The sequence below is a fragment of the Novosphingobium sp. 9U genome (assembly GCF_902506425.1).
Classification (GTDB): domain Bacteria; phylum Pseudomonadota; class Alphaproteobacteria; order Sphingomonadales; family Sphingomonadaceae; genus Novosphingobium.
This window is the reverse complement of record NZ_LR732469.1, coordinates 1,726,749-1,744,069: the sequence shown is the minus strand read 5'-3', so window position 1 is coordinate 1,744,069 and position 17,321 is coordinate 1,726,749. Positions and strand designations below refer to the sequence as shown.

The window sequence follows — 17,321 nt, the reverse complement described above, 5'->3', positions numbered from 1 at the left end:
GCTAGTCCTCGCCGAAGCCGTCCTTGACGAGCCCGGCCAGCTGCTCGAGTGCTTCCTCGGCACCGTCCCCGGCGACCGCGATCTCAATCGTATCGCCCTTGGCCGCACCCAGCATCATCAGCCCCAGGATCGAGCCACCGGCCGCTTCGACACCGTCCTTGCTGACGGTAACGGCACACGTGGAAGGCAGTTCGCTGACCATGTTGACGAACTTGGCGCTCGCCCGCGCGTGGAGGCCGCGCTGGTTGATGATCAGCACCGATTCGCGACAGGCGATCATGCGTCCTGCCCCAAGTATTCGGACGCGATGGTGATGTAGTTGCGGCCGGCATCGCGTGCGGCAGACGCCGCTTCGCGCACCGACATGCAGCGGCGCGCCTTGGCCAGGCGGATCAGCATCGGTAGGTTGATGCCGGCGATCACTTCGACCTTGCCTGCTTCCATCAGCGAAATGGCGAGATTGGACGGAGTGCCGCCGAACAGGTCGGTCAGCACGACGACGCCTTCGCCGGAGTCCACATCACGGATCTTGCCGGCGATCTCGCGGCGGCGCTGCTCCATGTCGTCGTTGGGACCGATGCACACGGTCCCCACCGCCGTCTGCGCGCCGACCACGTGCTCCATGGCCCTGACGAATTCGACAGCCAGATCGCCATGGGTGACGAGGATCATGCCGATCATGAAAAGCAAACGCTCCGGAAATGCTGCGACCGCACGATGATCTCGGTTCTATTCTTCACGCCGCGGGCTTCCTTCCAGAAGATCGGCGGCACGTGCGCCCAGGTTGCGATGCAGCAATGTGGGCGAAAAACCATGGTCGCGCAAGGCCGCCGCAAGCTCTCTGGCGGTGAAGACCGACCGATGTCTCCCGCCGGTACAGCCAAACGCGATGTGTACGTAGGCTTTTCCCTGCGCCCTGTAGCGCGGGAGCAACAGCAGCAGCAGGTCACGGATGCGCGCGAACGCCTCGTTAAACGCAGGGTCCTTGCGGATGTGCTCGCCCACTGCCGCATCTTCGCCGGTGAGCGGGCGCAGTTCGGGGTCCCAGTGCGGATTGTCGAGGAAACGCATGTCAAACACCAGGTCTGCCACCGGCGGCATACCGCGTGAGAAGCCGAAGCTGGAGACGGTGATCGTCAGTTCCTGCGCATCGGCATCGCCGAACCGCTCGCGCATGGCGCGCTGCAGGTCGTTGCTGGTGAACTCGCTGGTGTCGATCAGAACGTCGGCCCAGCGGCGCAAGGGGGCAAGCAGCTCGCGCTCGGCGCGGATGCCGGCGTCGACAGGGGTGTCGGCGGCTAGCGGATGGCGCCGGCGTGTCTCGTTGTAGCGCCGCTCTAGCTCCTTGCTCGAGCAATCGAGGAACAGCGTCGTGATCTCCAGGTCAGCGCGCGCGCCCAGTTCCTTGACCTTGCGGATTATGCCTTGCGGATCGAAGCCGCGGGTCCGCGAATCGAAGCCAATGGCGATCGGACCGCGAACGTCGCTGCGTCCCGCCTGGGGCGTCTCGATCAGCCGGTCGAGCAGGCGAACCGGAAAGTTGTCGACCGTCTCCCAGCCCAGATCCTCCAGCACCCGCAGGGCGGTGGTCTTTCCGGCACCCAGCATCCCGGTCACGAGCATCAGGCGCTGGCGGGGGAGATCGGGAACGGGTGTCGCTGACTCGTCGGACATGGAACCATCGCTTTGCGCTTCGCTTGCGCGAATGAAAAGGCCGATTACGTCCAATATCCCGCGGCAGGGCGGCCATAAAGCCGCAGCGCATGTTCGACCTTTAGCGCGGGCGGAGAGGGCTCCGGCCAGAGCGCCACGGCAGGAAGAACCACGCCGGCGCGTTCCACCAGCGCGGGCGCGTCGATGAAGCGCGGCGCATCGGGCTCCAACAGGATCACCAGGGCGACTTCGGCGTGCTCGCACACTGGGAACGTGAGCAGGCCAAGGTTGCGAACCTCGAGCAACCCACGCGTGCGAGGATGCGGGTGCGCGATCACCGCTCCAGCGGCGGCGTCCAGAAGCACGCTGTCATCGCCCACCAGCACTGCGCCGCGATCGATGAGGGCGAGGGCGAGCGCGGACTTGCCGGTTCCCGGCGCGCCTTCGATCATCACGCCGCGGCCGCCGATCGCGATGGTCGTGGCGACATGGGCGATCACGACCGCTCACGCCATGGCGGCAGGACCAGCTCCAGCCGCGCGCCCGGGCGCTCGTCCGCGCGAGAGGTCGCGACCAGCTGCCCGAAGTGCGCTTCGACCACGGTTCGCGCGATGGCGAGGCCAAGGCCGCTGTGCCGGCCGAACTCCTCGCCTGAAGGCCGCAGCGAGTGGAATCGCTCGAACACCTTTTCGCGCGCGGCGCTTGGGATACCAGGGCCGTGGTCGGACACCGAGACGACCACCCGATCGCCCGCTTGCGCCAACTCGATCTCGATCGCGCCGTTCGGTTGGGAGAACGAAACTGCGTTGTCGAGCAGGTTGTGGAGCACGCGTTCGAGCCGCGCGGGATCGCCGGGGACCACCATCTCAGCATCGCCCACGCGCGAGACGATGACGCGGCAGGTGCCGTTGGCGCCGCGCGTATCGCGCTCTGCCACGATCGCGAGCACCAGGCGCAGCATGTCCACCGGCTCGAAGGTGGTGCGGCTCAGCTCCGCGTCGATGCGGCTGGCATCGGCGATCTCGGTGATCAGGAAGTCGACCCTGCGCACACCGTCACTGGCCACGGCGAGCAATTGGCGGCGAAGGTCAGGATCGGTGACACGCTCGAGGTTCTCGATGGAGCTGCGCAGCGAGGCGAGGGGGTTCTTCAATTCGTGGGCGACATCCGCGGCGAAGCTTTCCACCGCGTCGATACGCTGCCGCAGCGCGGTGGTCATGTCGGAGATCGCGCGGGCGAGCAGGCCGATCTCGTCGCGCCGGTCCGGCAGGCGGGGCACGATGACCTTGCGGTCGCGGCCGAGCCGCACGCGGATCGCCGCACGCACCAGCACGCGCAAGGGGTCGACGATCGTGCGAGCCAAGAACAGCGATAGCAGCACCGAGATCGCCAGGGCCGCGCCTACGACGATCGCGAGCGTCTGTCGGGCCTCGCGCACGTATTCGGTAATATCGCGTGCATTGCGGGTGACCAGCAGTGCCTCGCCCCTGGCGCCGACGGGAGTGGCGGCGGTGATCACGGGCGTGCGATCCGGCGCGGCCCGGCGGTTGGAGACGGTGCTGCTGCTGGACAGCGCCTGGCCGATTTCGGGCCAACCCGCGGCATCGGTATCCTCGCGATCGCGATAGGCCGGGATAGGCGGCGCGCCGAGCACGAAGTCCATGCCGCGGTCGAGCATGCGCGCGGCCTTTTGCAGCGGCGGGTCCTTCGCGGGATCGACGAAGGCGAACGAGGGCGGGGCGAGCGCGAAGCTGTCGGCCACCAGCTCGCCTTCGCTATCGTAGAGCCGCAGCCGCAGGTGCTGCATGGTGCCGATCCGCGCTAGGAGCTTGCGCTGCTCCGCGCGGGAGCGGCCGGATAGGGCTGCGGCGGTGACCTCCGCCTCAATCCGGGCCAGGCGGAAGCGTTCGGCGAACAGCTCGCGGCGGTAGCTGTCGATGTAGAACAGGCTGCCGGCGAGCAGGGCAAAGGCGATCACGTTCACCGCCAGAATGCGGGCGGTCAGCGAAATACGCCAGGGCCAGCGCGGTGCCGGCCCGGCTTGACCGCGGCGGGTTTCAGCCATCGGCAAACGAGTAGCCGGCGCCGTAGAGCGTCTCGATGGCGGCGAACTCCGGATCGACGGCGCGGAACTTGCGGCGCAGCCGCTTGATGTGGCTGTCGATAGTGCGATCGTCGACGAACACGTCATCGTTGTAGGCTGCGTCCATCAGCTGGTTGCGGCTCTTCACGACGCCGGGGCGCATCGCCAGTGCCTCCAGGATCAGGAACTCGGTTACCGTCAACGACACGGCGCGGTCGCTCCAGGTGACCTGGTGGCGAGCGGGATCGAGCCGCAGGCGGCCGCGCTCGATGGTGCCGGCATGCTCATCGCCAGGCGTGTCGCTCGGCGGATTGCGGACCAGATCGCTACGACGCAGGATCGCGCGAATGCGGGCGACCAGCAGGCGCTGGCTGAACGGCTTGGTGATGTAATCGTCCGCGCCGAGCGCCAGACCCAGCGCCTCATCCGGCTCCTCGTCCTTGGACGTGAGGAAAATGACGGGAAGGCCGGACTGCGCGCGCAACGACTGCAGCAGTTGCAAGCCATCCATGCGCGGCATCTTGATATCGAAGATCGCCAGGTCGGGCGGGTTGTCCAGCAACGCCTTCAACGCCGTCTCGCCGTCGGCATAGACGCGGGTGGCGAAGCCTTCCGCCTGGAGGCCGATCGACACCGCCGTCAGGATGTTGCGGTCATCGTCCACCAGCGCCACAGTCTGTTGGCGAGCCGTCGCAGCACCGGCCGCAGCACCCGTCGCAGAGGCTGGCGCTGCTCCGTTCTGGATGTCGTTCTCGTGTGAAGGCTGGGCGTTCATGGTAGCCTGCAAGTGGCGTGCACGGATCCTCGGGGTGGGACAGCCACGACCGGTAGACGCTCCGCGAGGTACTGACAACGTGCGGAAACTGATGCGGTATGAAACCGGACGTGCTACAATGCTCGCAGTTCACGGCGATTTGACGGGATGGGGCGGGCCGATTATCGCGGCCTGAAGATTCTCTGAACATCGCCGCTCTGGCGTTTTTCCCCAAGCGCCAACATCATGGAGACGACCTTGACCGCATCGCTCAGCTATCCTCTCGACCGCCAGGGCATTATCACCGACGCCACGATCCATGCCAACCTGGGCACCGCGCCGCTGGTCGAGCATGCCGTGGCGAATGGAGAGGGGATGCTGGCCGCGGACGGTCCGTTCGTGGTCCAGACCGGCAAGCACACCGGCCGCTCGGCGAAGGACAAGTTCATCGTCCGTGATGCCGAGACGGAGAACACCGTGTGGTGGGGCAAGACCAACGTCTCCATGACCCCCGAGCACTTCGCGAACCTGAAGGAAGATTTCTTCGCCGCGCTGGGCAGCAAGGACAAGCTCTACGTCGCCGACCTGTTCGGTGGCTCGCAGCCCGAGCACCGCGTGAACGTGCGCGTGATCAACGAGTTCGCGTGGCACAACCTGTTCATCCGCACGCTGCTGGTGCGCCCCAAGGCTGACGAGCTGACCAGCTTCGCGCCCGAGTACACCATCATCGACCTGCCGAGCTTCCGCGCCGATCCCGAGCGCCACGGCAGCCGCACCGAAACCGTAATCGCCGTCAACTTCTCCGAGAAGCTGATCTTGATCGGCGGCACGTCCTACGCGGGTGAGATGAAGAAGAGCGTCTTCGGCATCCTCAACTACCTGCTGCCGACCAAGGGCGTGATGCCGATGCACTGCTCGGCCAACATTGGCGCCGACGGCAAGACTGCGGTGTTCTTCGGCCTGTCCGGCACTGGCAAGACCACGCTGTCGGCCGACGCCAGCCGCACGCTGATCGGTGATGACGAGCATGGCTGGTCCGATACCGCCGTGTTCAACTTCGAGGGCGGCTGCTACGCCAAGATGATCCGTCTGTCGGAAGAGGCCGAGCCCGAGATCTTCGCCACTACCAAGCGCTTCGGCACGGTGCTGGAAAACGTGGTGATCGATCCCGAGACCCGGAAGATCGACCTCGACGACAACTCGCTGGCCGAGAACAGCCGCGGATCCTACCCGATCGACTTCATCCCGAATGCGTCGGAGAAGAACCTCGGTCCGGTGCCGGCAAACCTCATCTTCCTGACGGCCGACGCCTACGGCGTCCTGCCTCCGATCGCGCGTCTGACGCCCGACCAGGCGATGTACCACTTCCTCTCGGGCTACACCGCACGGGTCGCGGGTACCGAGATCGGCGTGACCGAACCGGAAGCGACCTTCTCGACCTGCTTCGGCGCGCCGTTCATGCCGCGTCACCCTTCGATCTACGGCAACCTCCTCAAGGAGCGCATCGCCAAGGGCGGCGTGAAGTGCTGGCTGGTGAACACCGGCTGGTCGGGCGGCATGGCTACCATGGACGGCATCAAGCGCATGCCGATCAAGGCGACGCGCGCCCTGCTCAACGCAGCACTGGACGGCAGCCTGAACGAGGCCGAGTTCAAGGAAGATCCGAACTTCGGCTTCGAGGTTCCGGTCGCGGTTCCGGGCGTCGACAGCAAGCTGCTCGACCCGCGTGGCGCCTGGGCCGATCCGGCCGCCTACGACAAGACCGCGCAGACGTTGGTCAAGCAGTTCATCGAGAACTTCGAGCAGTTCGAAGAGCATGTCGACGAGGGCGTCCGCAAGGCGGCCCCGGTCGCGGCCTGATCTCTCGAGTTTGCTGATCCTCCCGACGGGGAGGTGACGACGCCGCAGCGTGAAAGCGCTGCGGCGTTTGTCGTTCTGGGATCAAGGTCGGGGAGGGTTTAGACAAGCTCAGCCTAGGCGAGTGTAAACCGTCAAAGCGACGAGCCTTTTGCCCCTGGCCTCGTGCGTCCTCGGCAGCCGCTTACCCCAACATCGCAAAGGCTGAGCTTGTCGAAGCCCGCGAGCCAACCTGCCGGTTTACGCGCGAGCCACCCGAGCAACCTACCGATCCACACGCCGGCGAACTCAGCGAGCCGCACGTTGTCATCTTACACCAGCGCCTGCTCGAACGACATAGCGGCGCGTGGGTGGTATCGGGCATCTCCGCACCGTGCGAAGCGCACTCGCTCGAATCCATGCAGCCTCTCGCATCGGCGCGCCGCTGCGGCTAACGGGTGGCATGGACATCGCACTCTCGCTCCTGGTCTTAGGCAGCATCGCGCTCGTCATCGGCGCCTGGTTCATGTTTCGCCGCGGCAGCCGCAAGCAGGGCTGGCTCATGCTGATCCTGGCCGTCATCATGGCGCTCAACGTGGCGATCTGGACGGTGCCGATGCAAAGTGGAACCGTGCCGAGCCAGGCGGTTGCGACGGATGCCGCCGACGCGCAGGTCAAGTAAGTCTCCACCGTTTTCGTCGCACGCGGTGGACAGCCGGGCGCGCCGCGCCTATCTCCCGCGGCAATGGCGAACCGCCTGCTCCTGACCTTGCTGGCCCTGCTGACAGGGCTTGCCGCGCAGCTTGCGCCGGCGCAGGCGCGCGGCTGTGCGCCGCAAACCGCCGCGGTGGCGATCGTCGCGCCGGTTGCCGCAAGGGCGCCTGCCGCTCCCGTCGAACTGGCACGTCTGCCCGAACCCGGACGTCGCCACGCTCGCATGGTCGCCGATGACGAGGGTGCGGGGCATGCGCCTGCGCTCGGGTTCGTGGGCGTGCGCGTCGGGATAGACCGCGCGCGCGAGTAAGCGCAGCCGCTTGCCATAGACCGATCCGGCGCCGCGATAACGTGGGCGCCTTTTGCGCGTTCGTGCGCCTGCACTCTTGAAATTACAGGAATCCCGCCATGCTTGGGGCCATCGTCAAGTCCATCTTCGGCTCGTCCAACGAGCGCTACGTCAAGTCGCTCGACAAGGTCGTGCGCCAGATCGCCGACTTCGAGCCTACCATCGCCGCGATGAGCGACGACGAACTCGCCGCGCAGACGCAGAAGTTCCGCCACCAGCTCTCGGCGGGCAGCACGCTCGACGACATCCTGCCCGAAGCTTTCGCAACGGTACGCGAGGCGGCCAAGCGCGTGCTCGGCATGCGGCACTTCGACGTGCAGATGATCGGCGGCATCGTGCTTCACCGCGGCGAGATCGCCGAGATGCGTACGGGCGAGGGCAAGACGCTGGTGGCGACGCTGGCAACCTACCTCAACGCCCTAGAAGGCAAGGGCGTACACATCGTCACCGTCAACGATTACCTCGCCCGCCGCGACGCGGAGCAGATGGGCCAGGTCCACGGCTTCCTCGGCCTGACGGTCGGCGTGATCGTGCCCAACCTCAACGAGTACGAGCGCCGCGAAGCTTATGGCGCCGACATTACATACGGCACCAACAACGAGTTCGGCTTCGACTACCTGCGCGACAACATGAAGCATGACCGTAGCCAGATGGTGCAGCGGCCCTTCAACTTCGCGATCGTCGACGAGGTGGACTCGATCCTGATCGACGAGGCGCGCACGCCGCTGATCATCTCGGGCCCGACCGACGACAAGTCCGACCTCTACATGCAGGTCGATGCGATCGTGAAGACGCTCGACCCTGAGGACTACGAGACCGACGAGAAGAGCAAGAGCGTCACCCTGACCGAGGACGGCGTCGAGAAGACCGAGCGCATCCTGGAGAGCGCGGGCCTGCTCGAAGGCTCAAACCTCTACGACGTCGAGAACACGCAGGTGGTGCACCACCTCGACCAGGCGCTGAAGGCCGTGGTCATGTTCAAGCGGGACATCGACTACATCGTCAAGGACGGCAAGGTCGTCATAATCGACGAGTTCACCGGGCGCATGATGGATGGCCGGCGCTGGTCTAACGGCTTGCACCAGGCGGTCGAGGCCAAGGAGGGCGTCCAGATCGAGCCCGAGAATCAGACCATGGCCTCGATCACCTTCCAGAACTACTTCCGCATGTACCCCAAGCTTTCCGGCATGACCGGCACCGCGGCTACCGAAGCGGCCGAGTTCTTCGACATCTACAAGATCAACGTCGTCACCATCCCCACCAACGTGCCGGTGCGGCGCGTCGACGAGGAGGACGAGTTCTACAAGAACACGCTCGACAAGTTCGCTGCCATCGCCAAGCTGATCCGCGAACGCTACGAGAGCGGGCAGCCGGTGCTGGTCGGCACCGTGTCGATCGAAAAGTCGGAACTGCTGTCGGACTTCCTGACCAAGGAAGGCGTGCAGCATAACGTGCTCAACGCCCGCTTCCACGAGATGGAGGCGCACATCGTGGCGCAGGCGGGCCGGCTGAATGCGGTGACGATCGCCACCAACATGGCCGGCCGTGGTACTGACATCCAGCTGGGCGGCAACGTCGAGTTCCGCGTCGAGGACGAGCTACGCGACATGCCGGAGGGGCCGGAGCGCGACGAGGCGCTGGCCAAGATCAAGGCCGAAGTCGCCGCCGAGAAGGCGCAGGTTCTCGCCGCCGGCGGTCTCTGCGTGATCGGCACTGAACGGCACGAAAGCCGCCGCATCGACAACCAGCTGCGCGGCCGCTCGGGGCGTCAGGGCGATCCGGGCCTGTCCAAGTTCTACCTCTGCCTCGAAGACGATCTGCTGCGCATCTTCGGTCCCGACACGCTGTTCTCGCGCATGATGAACAGCAACCTGGCCGACGGCGAGGCGATCGGCTCGAAGTGGCTGAGCAAGGCGATCGAGACCGCGCAGAAGAAGGTCGAAGCGCGCAATTACGAAGTGCGCAAGCAGGTCGTCGAATACGATGACGTGATGAACGACCAGCGCAAGGTCATCTACGAGCAGCGTTCCGACATCATGGATGCCGAGACGGTCGACGATGTCGTTGTCGAGATGCGCCAGGACACGGTGAACGCGATCGTCGCCGATGCCTGCCCGCCCAACTCCTACCCGGAGAACTGGAACGTCGAGCAGCTGAAGGCGCGTGCGCTGGACGTCCTGGGGATCGATATCCCGATCGAGGCCTGGATCGAGGAGGACGGCGTCGATCCGGAGGTGGTCGAGGAACGCGTCGCAGCCCTCGCGGACCAGCACATGGCTGCCAAGATGGCACAGGACGAACCCTCGATCTGGCGCCAGGTTGAGAAGAGCATCCTGCTCGACCGGCTTGACCACTACTGGAAGGAGCACCTCGCAACCCTCGATGCGCTGCGTCAGGTGGTGTTCCTGCGTGCCTATGCGCAGAAGACGCCGATCAACGAGTACAAGCAGGAGGCCTTCAGCCTCTTCGAGCGCATGCTGGAAACTATCCGCGAGGACGTGACGCGCATCCTCTCGGTCAGCGAGCTGCGCATGCCCGAGCCGATGGACCTGCCCGAGTTGCCCGACTTCCTGACCGGGCACATCGACCCGCTGACCGGCTTCGACGATTCGGCGGATGGCGATGGCTCGGCACGGCAGGCGGCGCTGTTCGGTGCCCTCGCCAGCGCTCCGCAGGCTGCAGTGGGACCGGGCGCCTCGGGTGAGAACCCCTATGCCGACCTGACAATCAGCCGCAACGCGCCGTGTCCGTGTGGTTCGGGCAACAAGTACAAGCACTGCCACGGGGCTTTGGCTTGAGGCTGTTTGAAGTAAGCCTGAGCACCCCTCCGAGCCGGGCTTGACCGGGATCCGGTTCGGCCTCTCGCGGCTCGGCTGGCAGCACCATCACGCAAGCTTGCGTGGTGGTGAACCGGTTTCGGGTCTCGCCGAGGCCGACGCTAGCCGGCTCGACAATGGCTAGATCGGCGCTGGCCGGACTAAAGCTTGATGTCGTCGGCGCGCGGCACCGTCTGGCCCTTCATGTTTTGGATGCGGCCCTCCTTGGCGTAGAAGCGCTAAGAAAAGCCGCATCGCCATCGATGCGCGCTGTGCGCCAGGCATCTTCCGCCTCGACGATCTCGCGCTTGTCGGTCTCGGCCGTCCTTGCCTGCGTCCGGCCGCTGCGGAGCAGGAGATCGCCGAGCATAACGCCGTCACCGTGGCGCGCAACGGCTTGCTCTTGGACTGGTCTTAGTGGCCTGCTTCGACTGCAATCCGGATCGCATCAGCGCTGGTCTTCACTCCCAACGCTCGGAACAGGGCGGCCCGGTGCATCTTTACGGTTCGCTCGCTCAGGCCCAGGTCGAAAGCGATTTGTTTGTTGAGCTTGCCATCGGCCATCTGGATCAGGATTTCGCGCTGGCGCCCCGTCAGCGTCTCGACCTTGCCCTTGGACGAGGACAGCCCCTCGCCACTGCCGTTGAGGTAGCCGTCACCCTTGGGCACCTCGACTTGCGAGCCGAGGTAGTACTGCAACTCGCCATCCTCATCGAACAGCGGCACGACCATGACCGCGTTGCGGAACGACGTGCCGTTCTTGCGGTAGTTCAGAATCTCTACCAGCACCGGCTTTTGCGCTTGGATCGATTCGCGCATCTTGTCGCTCAGCCAGGGCTCGGTCTCCGGCCCTGCGAGAAAGCGGCAGTTGCGCCCGATCACTTCGCCGCGGCCGTAGCCCGTGAGCTCCAGGAACGGCTCGTTGCATTCGATAATGGGGTTGTCGGGGAGGCGGGGGTTGCTGACGACAGCCGCGAGCGGGCTGTTTTCGATCATGACACGCGGAGACATGCTTTAATGTTAAGCAAGTTTATCATCGCTGTGAAGTTCGACGCGTCGATCATCGACATCGTATTTTTTGATTCTGCCCTGCCTTCGGGTGTGCTGCCGCAAAAAGGCGCAGCATTCTAACGAGCAAAAACGCCGGCCACTCGCGAGAGCGGCCGGCGCAGCGGGCATCAGCCGCAGGTGTTGTTCTGCTCCACCACGTCCTTGGCATTGTAGAGCGCCAGGCAGGCCGTGTTCGGCGCGACGAACTTGTTGCCGTCGATCTTCAGCGGACCATTGTGGAAGTTGGTCGGGATCTTGGCCGAGACCACTTCACCCAGCGAAGTGATGATGCCCGTCACGTAGTTGAACCCCAGTTCGGCGCGCCCGCCTTCGATGGTGTTGTTGGTAATGCGCACGTTGATTGCGCCGGCGCCCTCCAGCCACGGATCGTAGCTCGTCAGCAGCCGGATGGCGGTGCGGGGCAGGTTGCGCAAGGTGTTACCCTGGATCAGCCCGTTCGCCACCTGGATCAGCATGCCGCGGCCGACGGTCTCGGCGATGGTGTTGTTGACCACGGCGAAGCGGCGCGGTGTCATGTTGATGTCGCGGACGTAGGCGGCCTCGGTGTTGGGCTCGCCGGCCGCCAGCCCGAAGGTCACCGTGTCGCTATTGCCGATCGCCGGTGCGCTGGTGACGACCCGACGGCCCAGATAATCGCCATCCTTGTTGAAGAACGCCAGTTCGTCGCCCAGGCGGACCAAGCGTGCGTCGTTGTTGATGGTGACGCTGTTCTTGTCGAGCGCGGTCACCTTGTGGATGATCGATCGCAAGTTGATCGGGTCGTCACCGGTGTGCAGGATCGAATTGCCGCGGATCAGGATGTCCCCAGCCGCAGCGATGACGTGGATGCCGTCGAAGTTGGTGCCGAACGGGCGGCCTGCATCCGCCGAGAACGAGGAGTTCTGGATCGCGAAGCCGCGGCCGCGCGACTTGATCAGCACGCCGATGCCCCCGATCGAGCCGATGCGGACACCATCAAGCACGATGTCTTCGCTGGTGCCGGTATAGCTGTCCCGCACGTAGACGGCGCGGTTGCCATAGTACGTGTACTTGACGACGACGGCTTGCCCATCGGGGAAAGGCGCGAAGTCCGTGGCCGAAAACGTGACGTTGTCGGTCGTGGTCGCCTGCTTGCCGCCAGGGAAGAATACCGCGCGCAAGCGGTTCTGGAAGAAGTTGTGAATGCCCTCGTTCACCGGGCCGACGCCGACTACGCTCAGGCCTCCCGGCAGCGGCTGGTCGAGCACCAGGCGCTTCTCTCCGTTGATCAGCTTGATGTGGCCGCTACCCGACAGCACGCGCGAATCGCGTATCTTGGCGCCGTGGATGCGGATGCGCTGGCTATCCTGGATGAAGATGCCATCGGCATCGTTCTGGAACACGAAATGCGCATTGTCGGCCTGAATGTCGACATCCGCCATCTTGATAATCGGAAAGTGCGAGCCGCCGCTGAGCGAGCGGAACACGTATTCGCCTGGCGCCACCTTCAGCGTACCACCGCCTTGCTTCTTCAGCTGCGTCAGCGCGGCCTGAAACAACGGCGTCGCGTCGGCTCCGGCGGCCGGCACGGCAATCTGAACCGTTGCCTTGTCCGCCACGCGTGGTGCGCGCACGACGACGTTGGCGGCGCGGCTGTCCGCTCCGATCCAGCCGATCGAGAAGTCGCCAGCGGCTGCGACAATCGGGCTCATCCGGTCAGCCATCAAGCGCTTTGCCCACACGTCGAAGTCGCTCAGCGGCTTGACCGCGGCAGCCGGCTGGGTGACGCCCTGCGACGCGACGGCGGTGTCGAGCTGCGGCGTCGAGGCCGCGAGCGTGTCGCCGTCAGAGCCCGAGCAGGCCGCCAGCAAAGGCAGCAACATCATCATCGACTTCGACTTTACACCGTATTTCATCATTGCGCCCCGAAAAGAACTCGCGAGCGCGCCTGACCGCCGCAGTTCGCCTGCACGCGGGCCACTCTCGAGATTGAAGTTCCGCCGCGGCGTGTCAGCTGCCCGGCAAGGCCGCTATGCAGGGGCTTTGGCTAAGGCAGCGCTTGGCGCGGGGTAGGGACAACGGCGCAAGAAACCTGAAGCGATTAACCATGTTGTGTAATCGCCGTGACGGGGTAACCAGTCAGAATCGGCGTTTACCGCGGGTTTGCTGCTGGCAATCGGTCGCCCCGCTGAGCGCAACGAAGCTCACGATCCGCCAAGGGGTTAACGCAACAGGTCGGACGAATAATCGCGAGGGGCTAAGCCGCGCTTCGGCTTGGCGCCATCAAGGCTGGAGCCGGATCAGCGCCATCGGCGCTGCCGCCGTGCGCGCGTTGATCGTCCAGGCGAGTTCCTGTCCGCCTCCCAACCCCTTACGAGGACCTTCGTCGGTGTTGTTGGCGAGGATCGGCGCATCGGTGCGGATCGTCAGCGTGCCGTCCACGGGCGTGATCGCCGGAGCATCCGAAGTCGCGTCCGCACCCTTCAGGAAAGTGCCCTGCATCATGCTCGCCGCGGCTCCCCCGCTCGCAGACGAGACGAAGCCCGGCGCATCGATCCGCACCGTGCCGTCCTGCCGCGCCACGATCTGGACGAAGGCGTTCGCCACTGGAAAGCGCTCGATGGTCGGAAAGACGAAATCGCGGTCGAGGCGGCCGTTCATCACGAACTCCACGTCGAAGAGGCCATTGCCCGTGTAGTCGACGCGCTTCCAGCCCTTCTGCCGCCGCAGACGCTCGGCGATCTCCTCTGCCGCGCGCGGATCGTTCGGGTCGATCCCGCCGAAGAACAGCTGCGCGGCCTGGGCGTCTTCCTTTGCCTTCGCCACCTGCTGCGCCTCAAAATCCGACTTCTGCTTGGCTAGCTCCTCGCTCGTGCAGGCGCGTTCGGTCTCGCCGTCGTCGTCCTTGCAAGCTTCAGGCACGAAGGTCGCCTTTGTGCCGGTCATGGCCAAGGAGAGGAGGGTGATGCCGCCAGCGTACCGGAACGAGAAGGTGCCGTTGCGCCGCACATCGAGGTCGGCGGTGAACTTGCCGGGGATCAGCAGGCAGGCCGCGAGCAAGAGCGAACCCACCGTGGCGACCACTGCGGCTCTCAGCCGGCGTCGATCCAAGCCCATCATCATCCCCTCAGTCCCCCGCCGGCCTGATTACACTATCGCGTCGCCACGGCGTAGAGCGCAATCGCGCCGGCATTGCTGACGTTCAGGCTCTCCATCGACTCGTGGATCGGCAGCCGGGCCAGCGCATCGCAGTGCTGGGTGATGTTGTGGCGCATGCCTTCGCCCTCTGCGCCGAGCACCAGCGCGACCGGCCCGGCGGGCAGCGCTTCGGCCAGGGTCGTCTCCGCCTCGCCGGCAAGGCCGATACGCCAGTAGCCCGCCTCGGCGATCTCCTCCAGTGCCCGGGCGAGGTTCACCACGCGCACCCAGGGCACGATCTCCAGCGCGCCGGAGGCCGACTTGGCGAGCGTGCCCGATTCGGGCGGAGCGTGGCGATCCTGCGTGACCACCGCGACCGCATCGAACGCCGCAGCGGTTCGCATCAGGGCGCCGACGTTATGCGGGTCGGTAACCTGATCGAGCACCAGGATCGCGCGCTGCGCCTCGCCTTCGAGCACGTCCGACAGGAACACGTCCTCCAGGGGCTCGCATTCCAGCACCAATCCCTGGTGCGGCGCGTCGCGTGCAACCAGCCGGGCGAGGTCGGCCGCCTGCGCCCACTCGACGGGAAAGTCGGGCGGAAGGTCACCGTTCAGCGACTCGACACCCTCGCGCGTGGCCCAGAGCTTGCGGTGCACGCGGTCGGGGTTGAGCAGGGCGGCCTCCACGGCGTGGCGCCCCCAGAGGCGAACCGCGCCGGACGAGGCGCGGCCAGAGCCGCGGCCGTTCTTCATCCGGCCCGCGCGACCGCGCAGGGCCCTGCCGCCAGCCGAGCTGCCCGCTTCCCCTCCTGCTCCCCTGGAGCCGCCGCCCTTAGCCATGTCATCGTCCTTCCAACCCGGCGCCGATCTTCGCGCCAATCACTCGATTGCGGCGCTCCCTGCCAGTCACCCCATTGACAGGCAAGGCTCGCTTCGGCATTGGCGCCACCTCTCGGCGACGCGGAGCCTTCGGGCACCGTACGGCGGGTCTCCCGCCAACCGCGGAAACGGTGTGGACAGGTGGCCGAGTGGTTAAAGGCAGCAGACTGTAAATCTGCCCGTGCAAGCGTACGCTGGTTCGAATCCAGCCCTGTCCACCACCCCTTCCTTTCCGCGACCAGCAGAAACAACCCAGCATCCCAGGCATTTATCCTCGCGTCATTGCCGTGGGAGGGCGCAGAGCTTAGATGGATCGAATGCCCGGCGAAATTCTAGACAATCAGGGACGCGGCGAAGCGTCATGGCGCTGGCCGCCGATCCATCCCGAAGGCCGCAAGTTCGGCGCGATCGTGGCGGCGCTCTGCCTGCTCACGATTATCCTGGGCTGGTCCTGGCTGGCCTGGCCCCTCGCGATCCTGACAGTCTGTGTGCTCGCCTTCTTCCGCGATCCGCAGCGCGTGGTGCCGCAGGACGATCGCAGCATCGTCTCGCCAGCCGATGGCCTGATCACGCTGATCGGCAAGGTGCCACCGCCACGCGAACTGACGATGGACGATGGCAGCGGCACGCGTCCGCTCAGCGCCGAGCCGGTGACGCGCGTCTCCATCTTCATGAGCGTGTTCGATGTCCACATCAATCGCGCGCCGATCGGCGGCACCGTGCGCCGGGTGGTCTACATCCCGGGCAAGTTCGTGAACGCCGACCTCGACAAGGCGAGTGAGGAGAACGAGCGCCAGCACGTCATGATCGAGCGTGGCGACGGTCTGACCTTGTGCTTCACGCAGATCGCCGGCCTGGTCGCGCGTCGCATCGTGCCCTTCATCAAGCCCGGCGACATGATCGCGGGCGGCCAGCGCGTAGGACTGATCCGCTTCGGCAGCCGCGTCGACGTCTACCTGCCGGCTGGCACCGAGCCGCGCGTGCTGCTGGGCCAGAAGGTCATCGCCGGCGAGACTGTGCTGGCCGAAGTCGGTGATGCGCGCGTGATCGAAGGCATTGCCCAGTGATCGCAGCCACGTCGATCCGCCCGGACGTTCGATGACGATCGACGTGGACGACGCACGCGCGGACCGGCGCCTGGCTCGCAGCCTCAGCTTGCGCGCTTTGGTCCCCAATGCAATCACGGCCGCCGCGCTGTGCTCGGGGCTGACTGGCATTCGCTTCGCCATCGCCGGGGATTTCGAGAAATCGGTTCAGGCAGTGATCCTGGCCGGACTACTCGACGGGATTGACGGGCGCGCTGCACGCCTGCTGAAGGCGCAGTCGCGCTTCGGCGCAGAGCTCGACAGCCTGGCGGATTCTATCTCGTTCGGCGTGGCGCCGGCGCTGATCGTCTATTTGTGGTCCTTGCGCGAGTTGCCCAGCTTCGGTTGGATCGCCGCGCTCGCCTTTGCGATCTGCTGCGTGCTGCGGCTGGCGCGCTTCAATTCCCGGCTCGACACCCTGGACCAGCCGCACAAGCAGGCAGGATTTCTCACCGGGGTACCTGCTCCGGTTGGGGCGGGGCTCGCGTTCCTGCCGATCTACATCTGGCTGGCGAGCGGCCGCGAGGAGTTCGCCAATCCGGTCGGTGTCGGGATCTGGATGCTGCTTGTCGCCTTCTTGCTGATCTCCAACATGCCGACGTTCAGCTGGTCACGCGTGCGTCCGCCCAACCATTTGCGTATCGGCTTGCTGGCTCTGATCGGCATCCTGATGGCAGCGCTGCTCACGGAGCCTTGGCTGACCCTGGCAGGGATCACGCTAGCCTACCTCGCGCTCATCCCGCTTGGCGTTGCGCGTTATCTGCGGATCAGGCGGCGTGCCTCAGCGAGCCAAGCTCCGGAAGGCGTCCTCCAAAATCCGCCCGTAGGGCTGACACCCTGATCGCCAATGCCGGCGCTGAAGCAGCCGGCATTCCCGTGATCTGCCAATTCACCAGCAGGGGCTGCGCGCCAACCCGCCGGCGTACCCGTAGGCATGCCACGTCCGGCGCATAGTCACGCAGTGTGACTATGATAGTGGCAAG

17 protein-coding genes and 1 tRNA gene are annotated in these 17,321 nt (G+C 65.5%); 7 read left to right on the top strand and 11 right to left on the bottom strand.

Annotation, left to right across the window (positions count from 1 at the left end):
- Position 1: 1 nt before the first annotated feature.
- The 6 genes from GV044_RS08120 to GV044_RS08095 are packed head-to-tail and all read right to left on the bottom strand — an operon-like array spanning position 2 to position 4,511.
- Positions 2 to 280 carry an HPr family phosphocarrier protein gene (locus GV044_RS08120; protein ID WP_159867925.1) on the bottom strand — a complete coding sequence of 93 codons (279 nt, stop codon included), beginning with the start codon at positions 278 to 280 and terminating at the stop codon, positions 2 to 4.
- The gene (locus GV044_RS08115) at positions 277 to 681 is read right to left on the bottom strand and encodes a PTS sugar transporter subunit IIA (protein ID WP_159867922.1); all 405 of its coding nucleotides are present in this window, start codon (positions 679 to 681) and stop codon (positions 277 to 279) included. The genes GV044_RS08120 and GV044_RS08115 overlap by 4 nt, the downstream gene beginning before the upstream one ends.
- 48 nt (positions 682 to 729) lie before the next feature.
- On the bottom strand, positions 730 to 1,674 hold the full coding sequence (rapZ, locus tag GV044_RS08110) for an RNase adapter RapZ (RefSeq protein ID WP_159867919.1): 945 nt from the start codon (positions 1,672 to 1,674) through the stop codon (positions 730 to 732).
- A 44-nt stretch (positions 1,675 to 1,718) separates the two neighbouring features.
- Positions 1,719 to 2,153: an HPr kinase/phosphorylase gene (locus GV044_RS08105; protein WP_236554801.1), complete on the bottom strand. Its 435-nt coding sequence runs from the start codon at positions 2,151 to 2,153 to the stop codon at positions 1,719 to 1,721.
- Positions 2,150 to 3,718: a stimulus-sensing domain-containing protein gene (locus GV044_RS08100; RefSeq protein ID WP_159867916.1), complete on the bottom strand. Its 1,569-nt coding sequence runs from the start codon at positions 3,716 to 3,718 to the stop codon at positions 2,150 to 2,152. The genes GV044_RS08105 and GV044_RS08100 overlap by 4 nt, the downstream gene beginning before the upstream one ends.
- On the bottom strand, positions 3,711 to 4,511 hold the full coding sequence (locus tag GV044_RS08095; protein ID WP_159867913.1) for a response regulator transcription factor: 801 nt from the start codon (positions 4,509 to 4,511) through the stop codon (positions 3,711 to 3,713). The genes GV044_RS08100 and GV044_RS08095 overlap by 8 nt, the downstream gene beginning before the upstream one ends.
- 225 nt (positions 4,512 to 4,736) lie before the next feature.
- Between GV044_RS08095 and GV044_RS08090 the strand changes: the two genes are divergently transcribed.
- From GV044_RS08090 to secA, 4 genes are all read left to right on the top strand, one after another.
- Positions 4,737 to 6,350 (top strand): phosphoenolpyruvate carboxykinase, encoded by a 1,614-nt coding sequence (locus GV044_RS08090; protein WP_159867910.1) that lies wholly within the window; start codon positions 4,737 to 4,739, stop codon positions 6,348 to 6,350.
- A 439-nt stretch (positions 6,351 to 6,789) separates the two neighbouring features.
- Complete coding sequence (locus GV044_RS08085) at positions 6,790 to 7,008, top strand: hypothetical protein (protein ID WP_159867907.1); 219 nt, start codon at positions 6,790 to 6,792, stop codon at positions 7,006 to 7,008.
- 63 nt (positions 7,009 to 7,071) lie between these two features.
- Positions 7,072 to 7,350 (top strand): hypothetical protein, encoded by a 279-nt coding sequence (locus tag GV044_RS08080; RefSeq protein ID WP_201299034.1) that lies wholly within the window; start codon positions 7,072 to 7,074, stop codon positions 7,348 to 7,350.
- A 98-nt stretch (positions 7,351 to 7,448) separates the two neighbouring features.
- Complete coding sequence (gene secA, locus GV044_RS08075; protein ID WP_159867904.1) at positions 7,449 to 10,187, top strand: preprotein translocase subunit SecA; 2,739 nt, start codon at positions 7,449 to 7,451, stop codon at positions 10,185 to 10,187.
- Positions 10,188 to 10,407: 220 nt separating this feature from the next.
- Here the strand turns inward: secA and GV044_RS08070 are convergent, their stop codons facing one another.
- The 5 genes from GV044_RS08070 to rlmB all read right to left on the bottom strand — a co-directional run bounded on the left by GV044_RS08070 (position 10,408) and on the right by rlmB (position 15,214).
- The gene (locus GV044_RS08070; RefSeq protein ID WP_159867901.1) at positions 10,408 to 10,575 is read right to left on the bottom strand and encodes a hypothetical protein; all 168 of its coding nucleotides are present in this window, start codon (positions 10,573 to 10,575) and stop codon (positions 10,408 to 10,410) included.
- Between the two features lie 44 nt (positions 10,576 to 10,619).
- Positions 10,620 to 11,201 (bottom strand): helix-turn-helix transcriptional regulator, encoded by a 582-nt coding sequence (locus tag GV044_RS08065; RefSeq protein WP_159867898.1) that lies wholly within the window; start codon positions 11,199 to 11,201, stop codon positions 10,620 to 10,622.
- 182 nt (positions 11,202 to 11,383) lie between these two features.
- A complete protein-coding gene (locus GV044_RS08060; RefSeq protein ID WP_159867895.1) occupies positions 11,384 to 13,150 on the bottom strand; it encodes a hypothetical protein in 1,767 nt (588 codons plus the stop codon).
- A gap of 367 nt (positions 13,151 to 13,517) precedes the next feature.
- Complete coding sequence (locus tag GV044_RS08055; protein ID WP_236554799.1) at positions 13,518 to 14,351, bottom strand: hypothetical protein; 834 nt, start codon at positions 14,349 to 14,351, stop codon at positions 13,518 to 13,520.
- Between the two features lie 35 nt (positions 14,352 to 14,386).
- Positions 14,387 to 15,214 carry a 23S rRNA (guanosine(2251)-2'-O)-methyltransferase RlmB gene (gene rlmB / locus GV044_RS08050; protein WP_159867892.1) on the bottom strand — a complete coding sequence of 276 codons (828 nt, stop codon included), beginning with the start codon at positions 15,212 to 15,214 and terminating at the stop codon, positions 14,387 to 14,389.
- Positions 15,215 to 15,388: 174 nt separating this feature from the next.
- Between rlmB and GV044_RS08045 the strand changes: the two genes are divergently transcribed.
- The 3 genes from GV044_RS08045 to GV044_RS08035 all read left to right on the top strand — a co-directional run bounded on the left by GV044_RS08045 (position 15,389) and on the right by GV044_RS08035 (position 17,179).
- Positions 15,389 to 15,474 (top strand) — tRNA-Tyr (locus tag GV044_RS08045).
- A 96-nt stretch (positions 15,475 to 15,570) separates the two neighbouring features.
- Positions 15,571 to 16,320: a phosphatidylserine decarboxylase gene (locus tag GV044_RS08040; RefSeq protein ID WP_159867889.1), complete on the top strand. Its 750-nt coding sequence runs from the start codon at positions 15,571 to 15,573 to the stop codon at positions 16,318 to 16,320.
- Positions 16,321 to 16,351: 31 nt separating this feature from the next.
- Entirely contained in the window at positions 16,352 to 17,179 is an 828-nt protein-coding gene (locus GV044_RS08035; protein ID WP_159871086.1) for a phosphatidylcholine/phosphatidylserine synthase, read from the top strand.
- The last annotated feature ends 142 nt before the right edge of the window (positions 17,180 to 17,321 follow it).

Bases quoted from the DNA above. Each gene is read 5' to 3' on its own strand.
- GV044_RS08070 (WP_159867901.1), bottom strand. From the start codon at position 10,575: ATGCTCGGCGATCTCCTGCTCCGCAGCGGCCGGACGCAGGCAAGGACG.
- GV044_RS08085 (WP_159867907.1), top strand. From the start codon at position 6,790: ATGGACATCGCACTCTCGCTCCTGGTCTTAGGCAGCATCGCGCTCGTC.
- secA (WP_159867904.1), top strand. From the start codon at position 7,449: ATGCTTGGGGCCATCGTCAAGTCCATCTTCGGCTCGTCCAACGAGCGC.
- GV044_RS08095 (WP_159867913.1), bottom strand. From the start codon at position 4,511: ATGAACGCCCAGCCTTCACACGAGAACGACATCCAGAACGGAGCAGCG.
- GV044_RS08115 (WP_159867922.1), bottom strand. From the start codon at position 681: ATGATCGGCATGATCCTCGTCACCCATGGCGATCTGGCTGTCGAATTC.
- GV044_RS08080 (WP_201299034.1), top strand. From the start codon at position 7,072: ATGGCGAACCGCCTGCTCCTGACCTTGCTGGCCCTGCTGACAGGGCTT.
- GV044_RS08035 (WP_159871086.1), top strand. From the start codon at position 16,352: ATGACGATCGACGTGGACGACGCACGCGCGGACCGGCGCCTGGCTCGC.
- GV044_RS08060 (WP_159867895.1), bottom strand. From the start codon at position 13,150: ATGAAATACGGTGTAAAGTCGAAGTCGATGATGATGTTGCTGCCTTTG.
- GV044_RS08090 (WP_159867910.1), top strand. From the start codon at position 4,737: ATGGAGACGACCTTGACCGCATCGCTCAGCTATCCTCTCGACCGCCAG.
- GV044_RS08065 (WP_159867898.1), bottom strand. From the start codon at position 11,201: ATGATCGAAAACAGCCCGCTCGCGGCTGTCGTCAGCAACCCCCGCCTC.
- GV044_RS08120 (WP_159867925.1), bottom strand. From the start codon at position 280: ATGATCGCCTGTCGCGAATCGGTGCTGATCATCAACCAGCGCGGCCTC.
- GV044_RS08100 (WP_159867916.1), bottom strand. From the start codon at position 3,718: ATGGCTGAAACCCGCCGCGGTCAAGCCGGGCCGGCACCGCGCTGGCCC.
- rapZ (WP_159867919.1), bottom strand. From the start codon at position 1,674: ATGTCCGACGAGTCAGCGACACCCGTTCCCGATCTCCCCCGCCAGCGC.
- GV044_RS08055 (WP_236554799.1), bottom strand. From the start codon at position 14,351: ATGGGCTTGGATCGACGCCGGCTGAGAGCCGCAGTGGTCGCCACGGTG.
- rlmB (WP_159867892.1), bottom strand. From the start codon at position 15,214: ATGGCTAAGGGCGGCGGCTCCAGGGGAGCAGGAGGGGAAGCGGGCAGC.
- GV044_RS08040 (WP_159867889.1), top strand. From the start codon at position 15,571: ATGCCCGGCGAAATTCTAGACAATCAGGGACGCGGCGAAGCGTCATGG.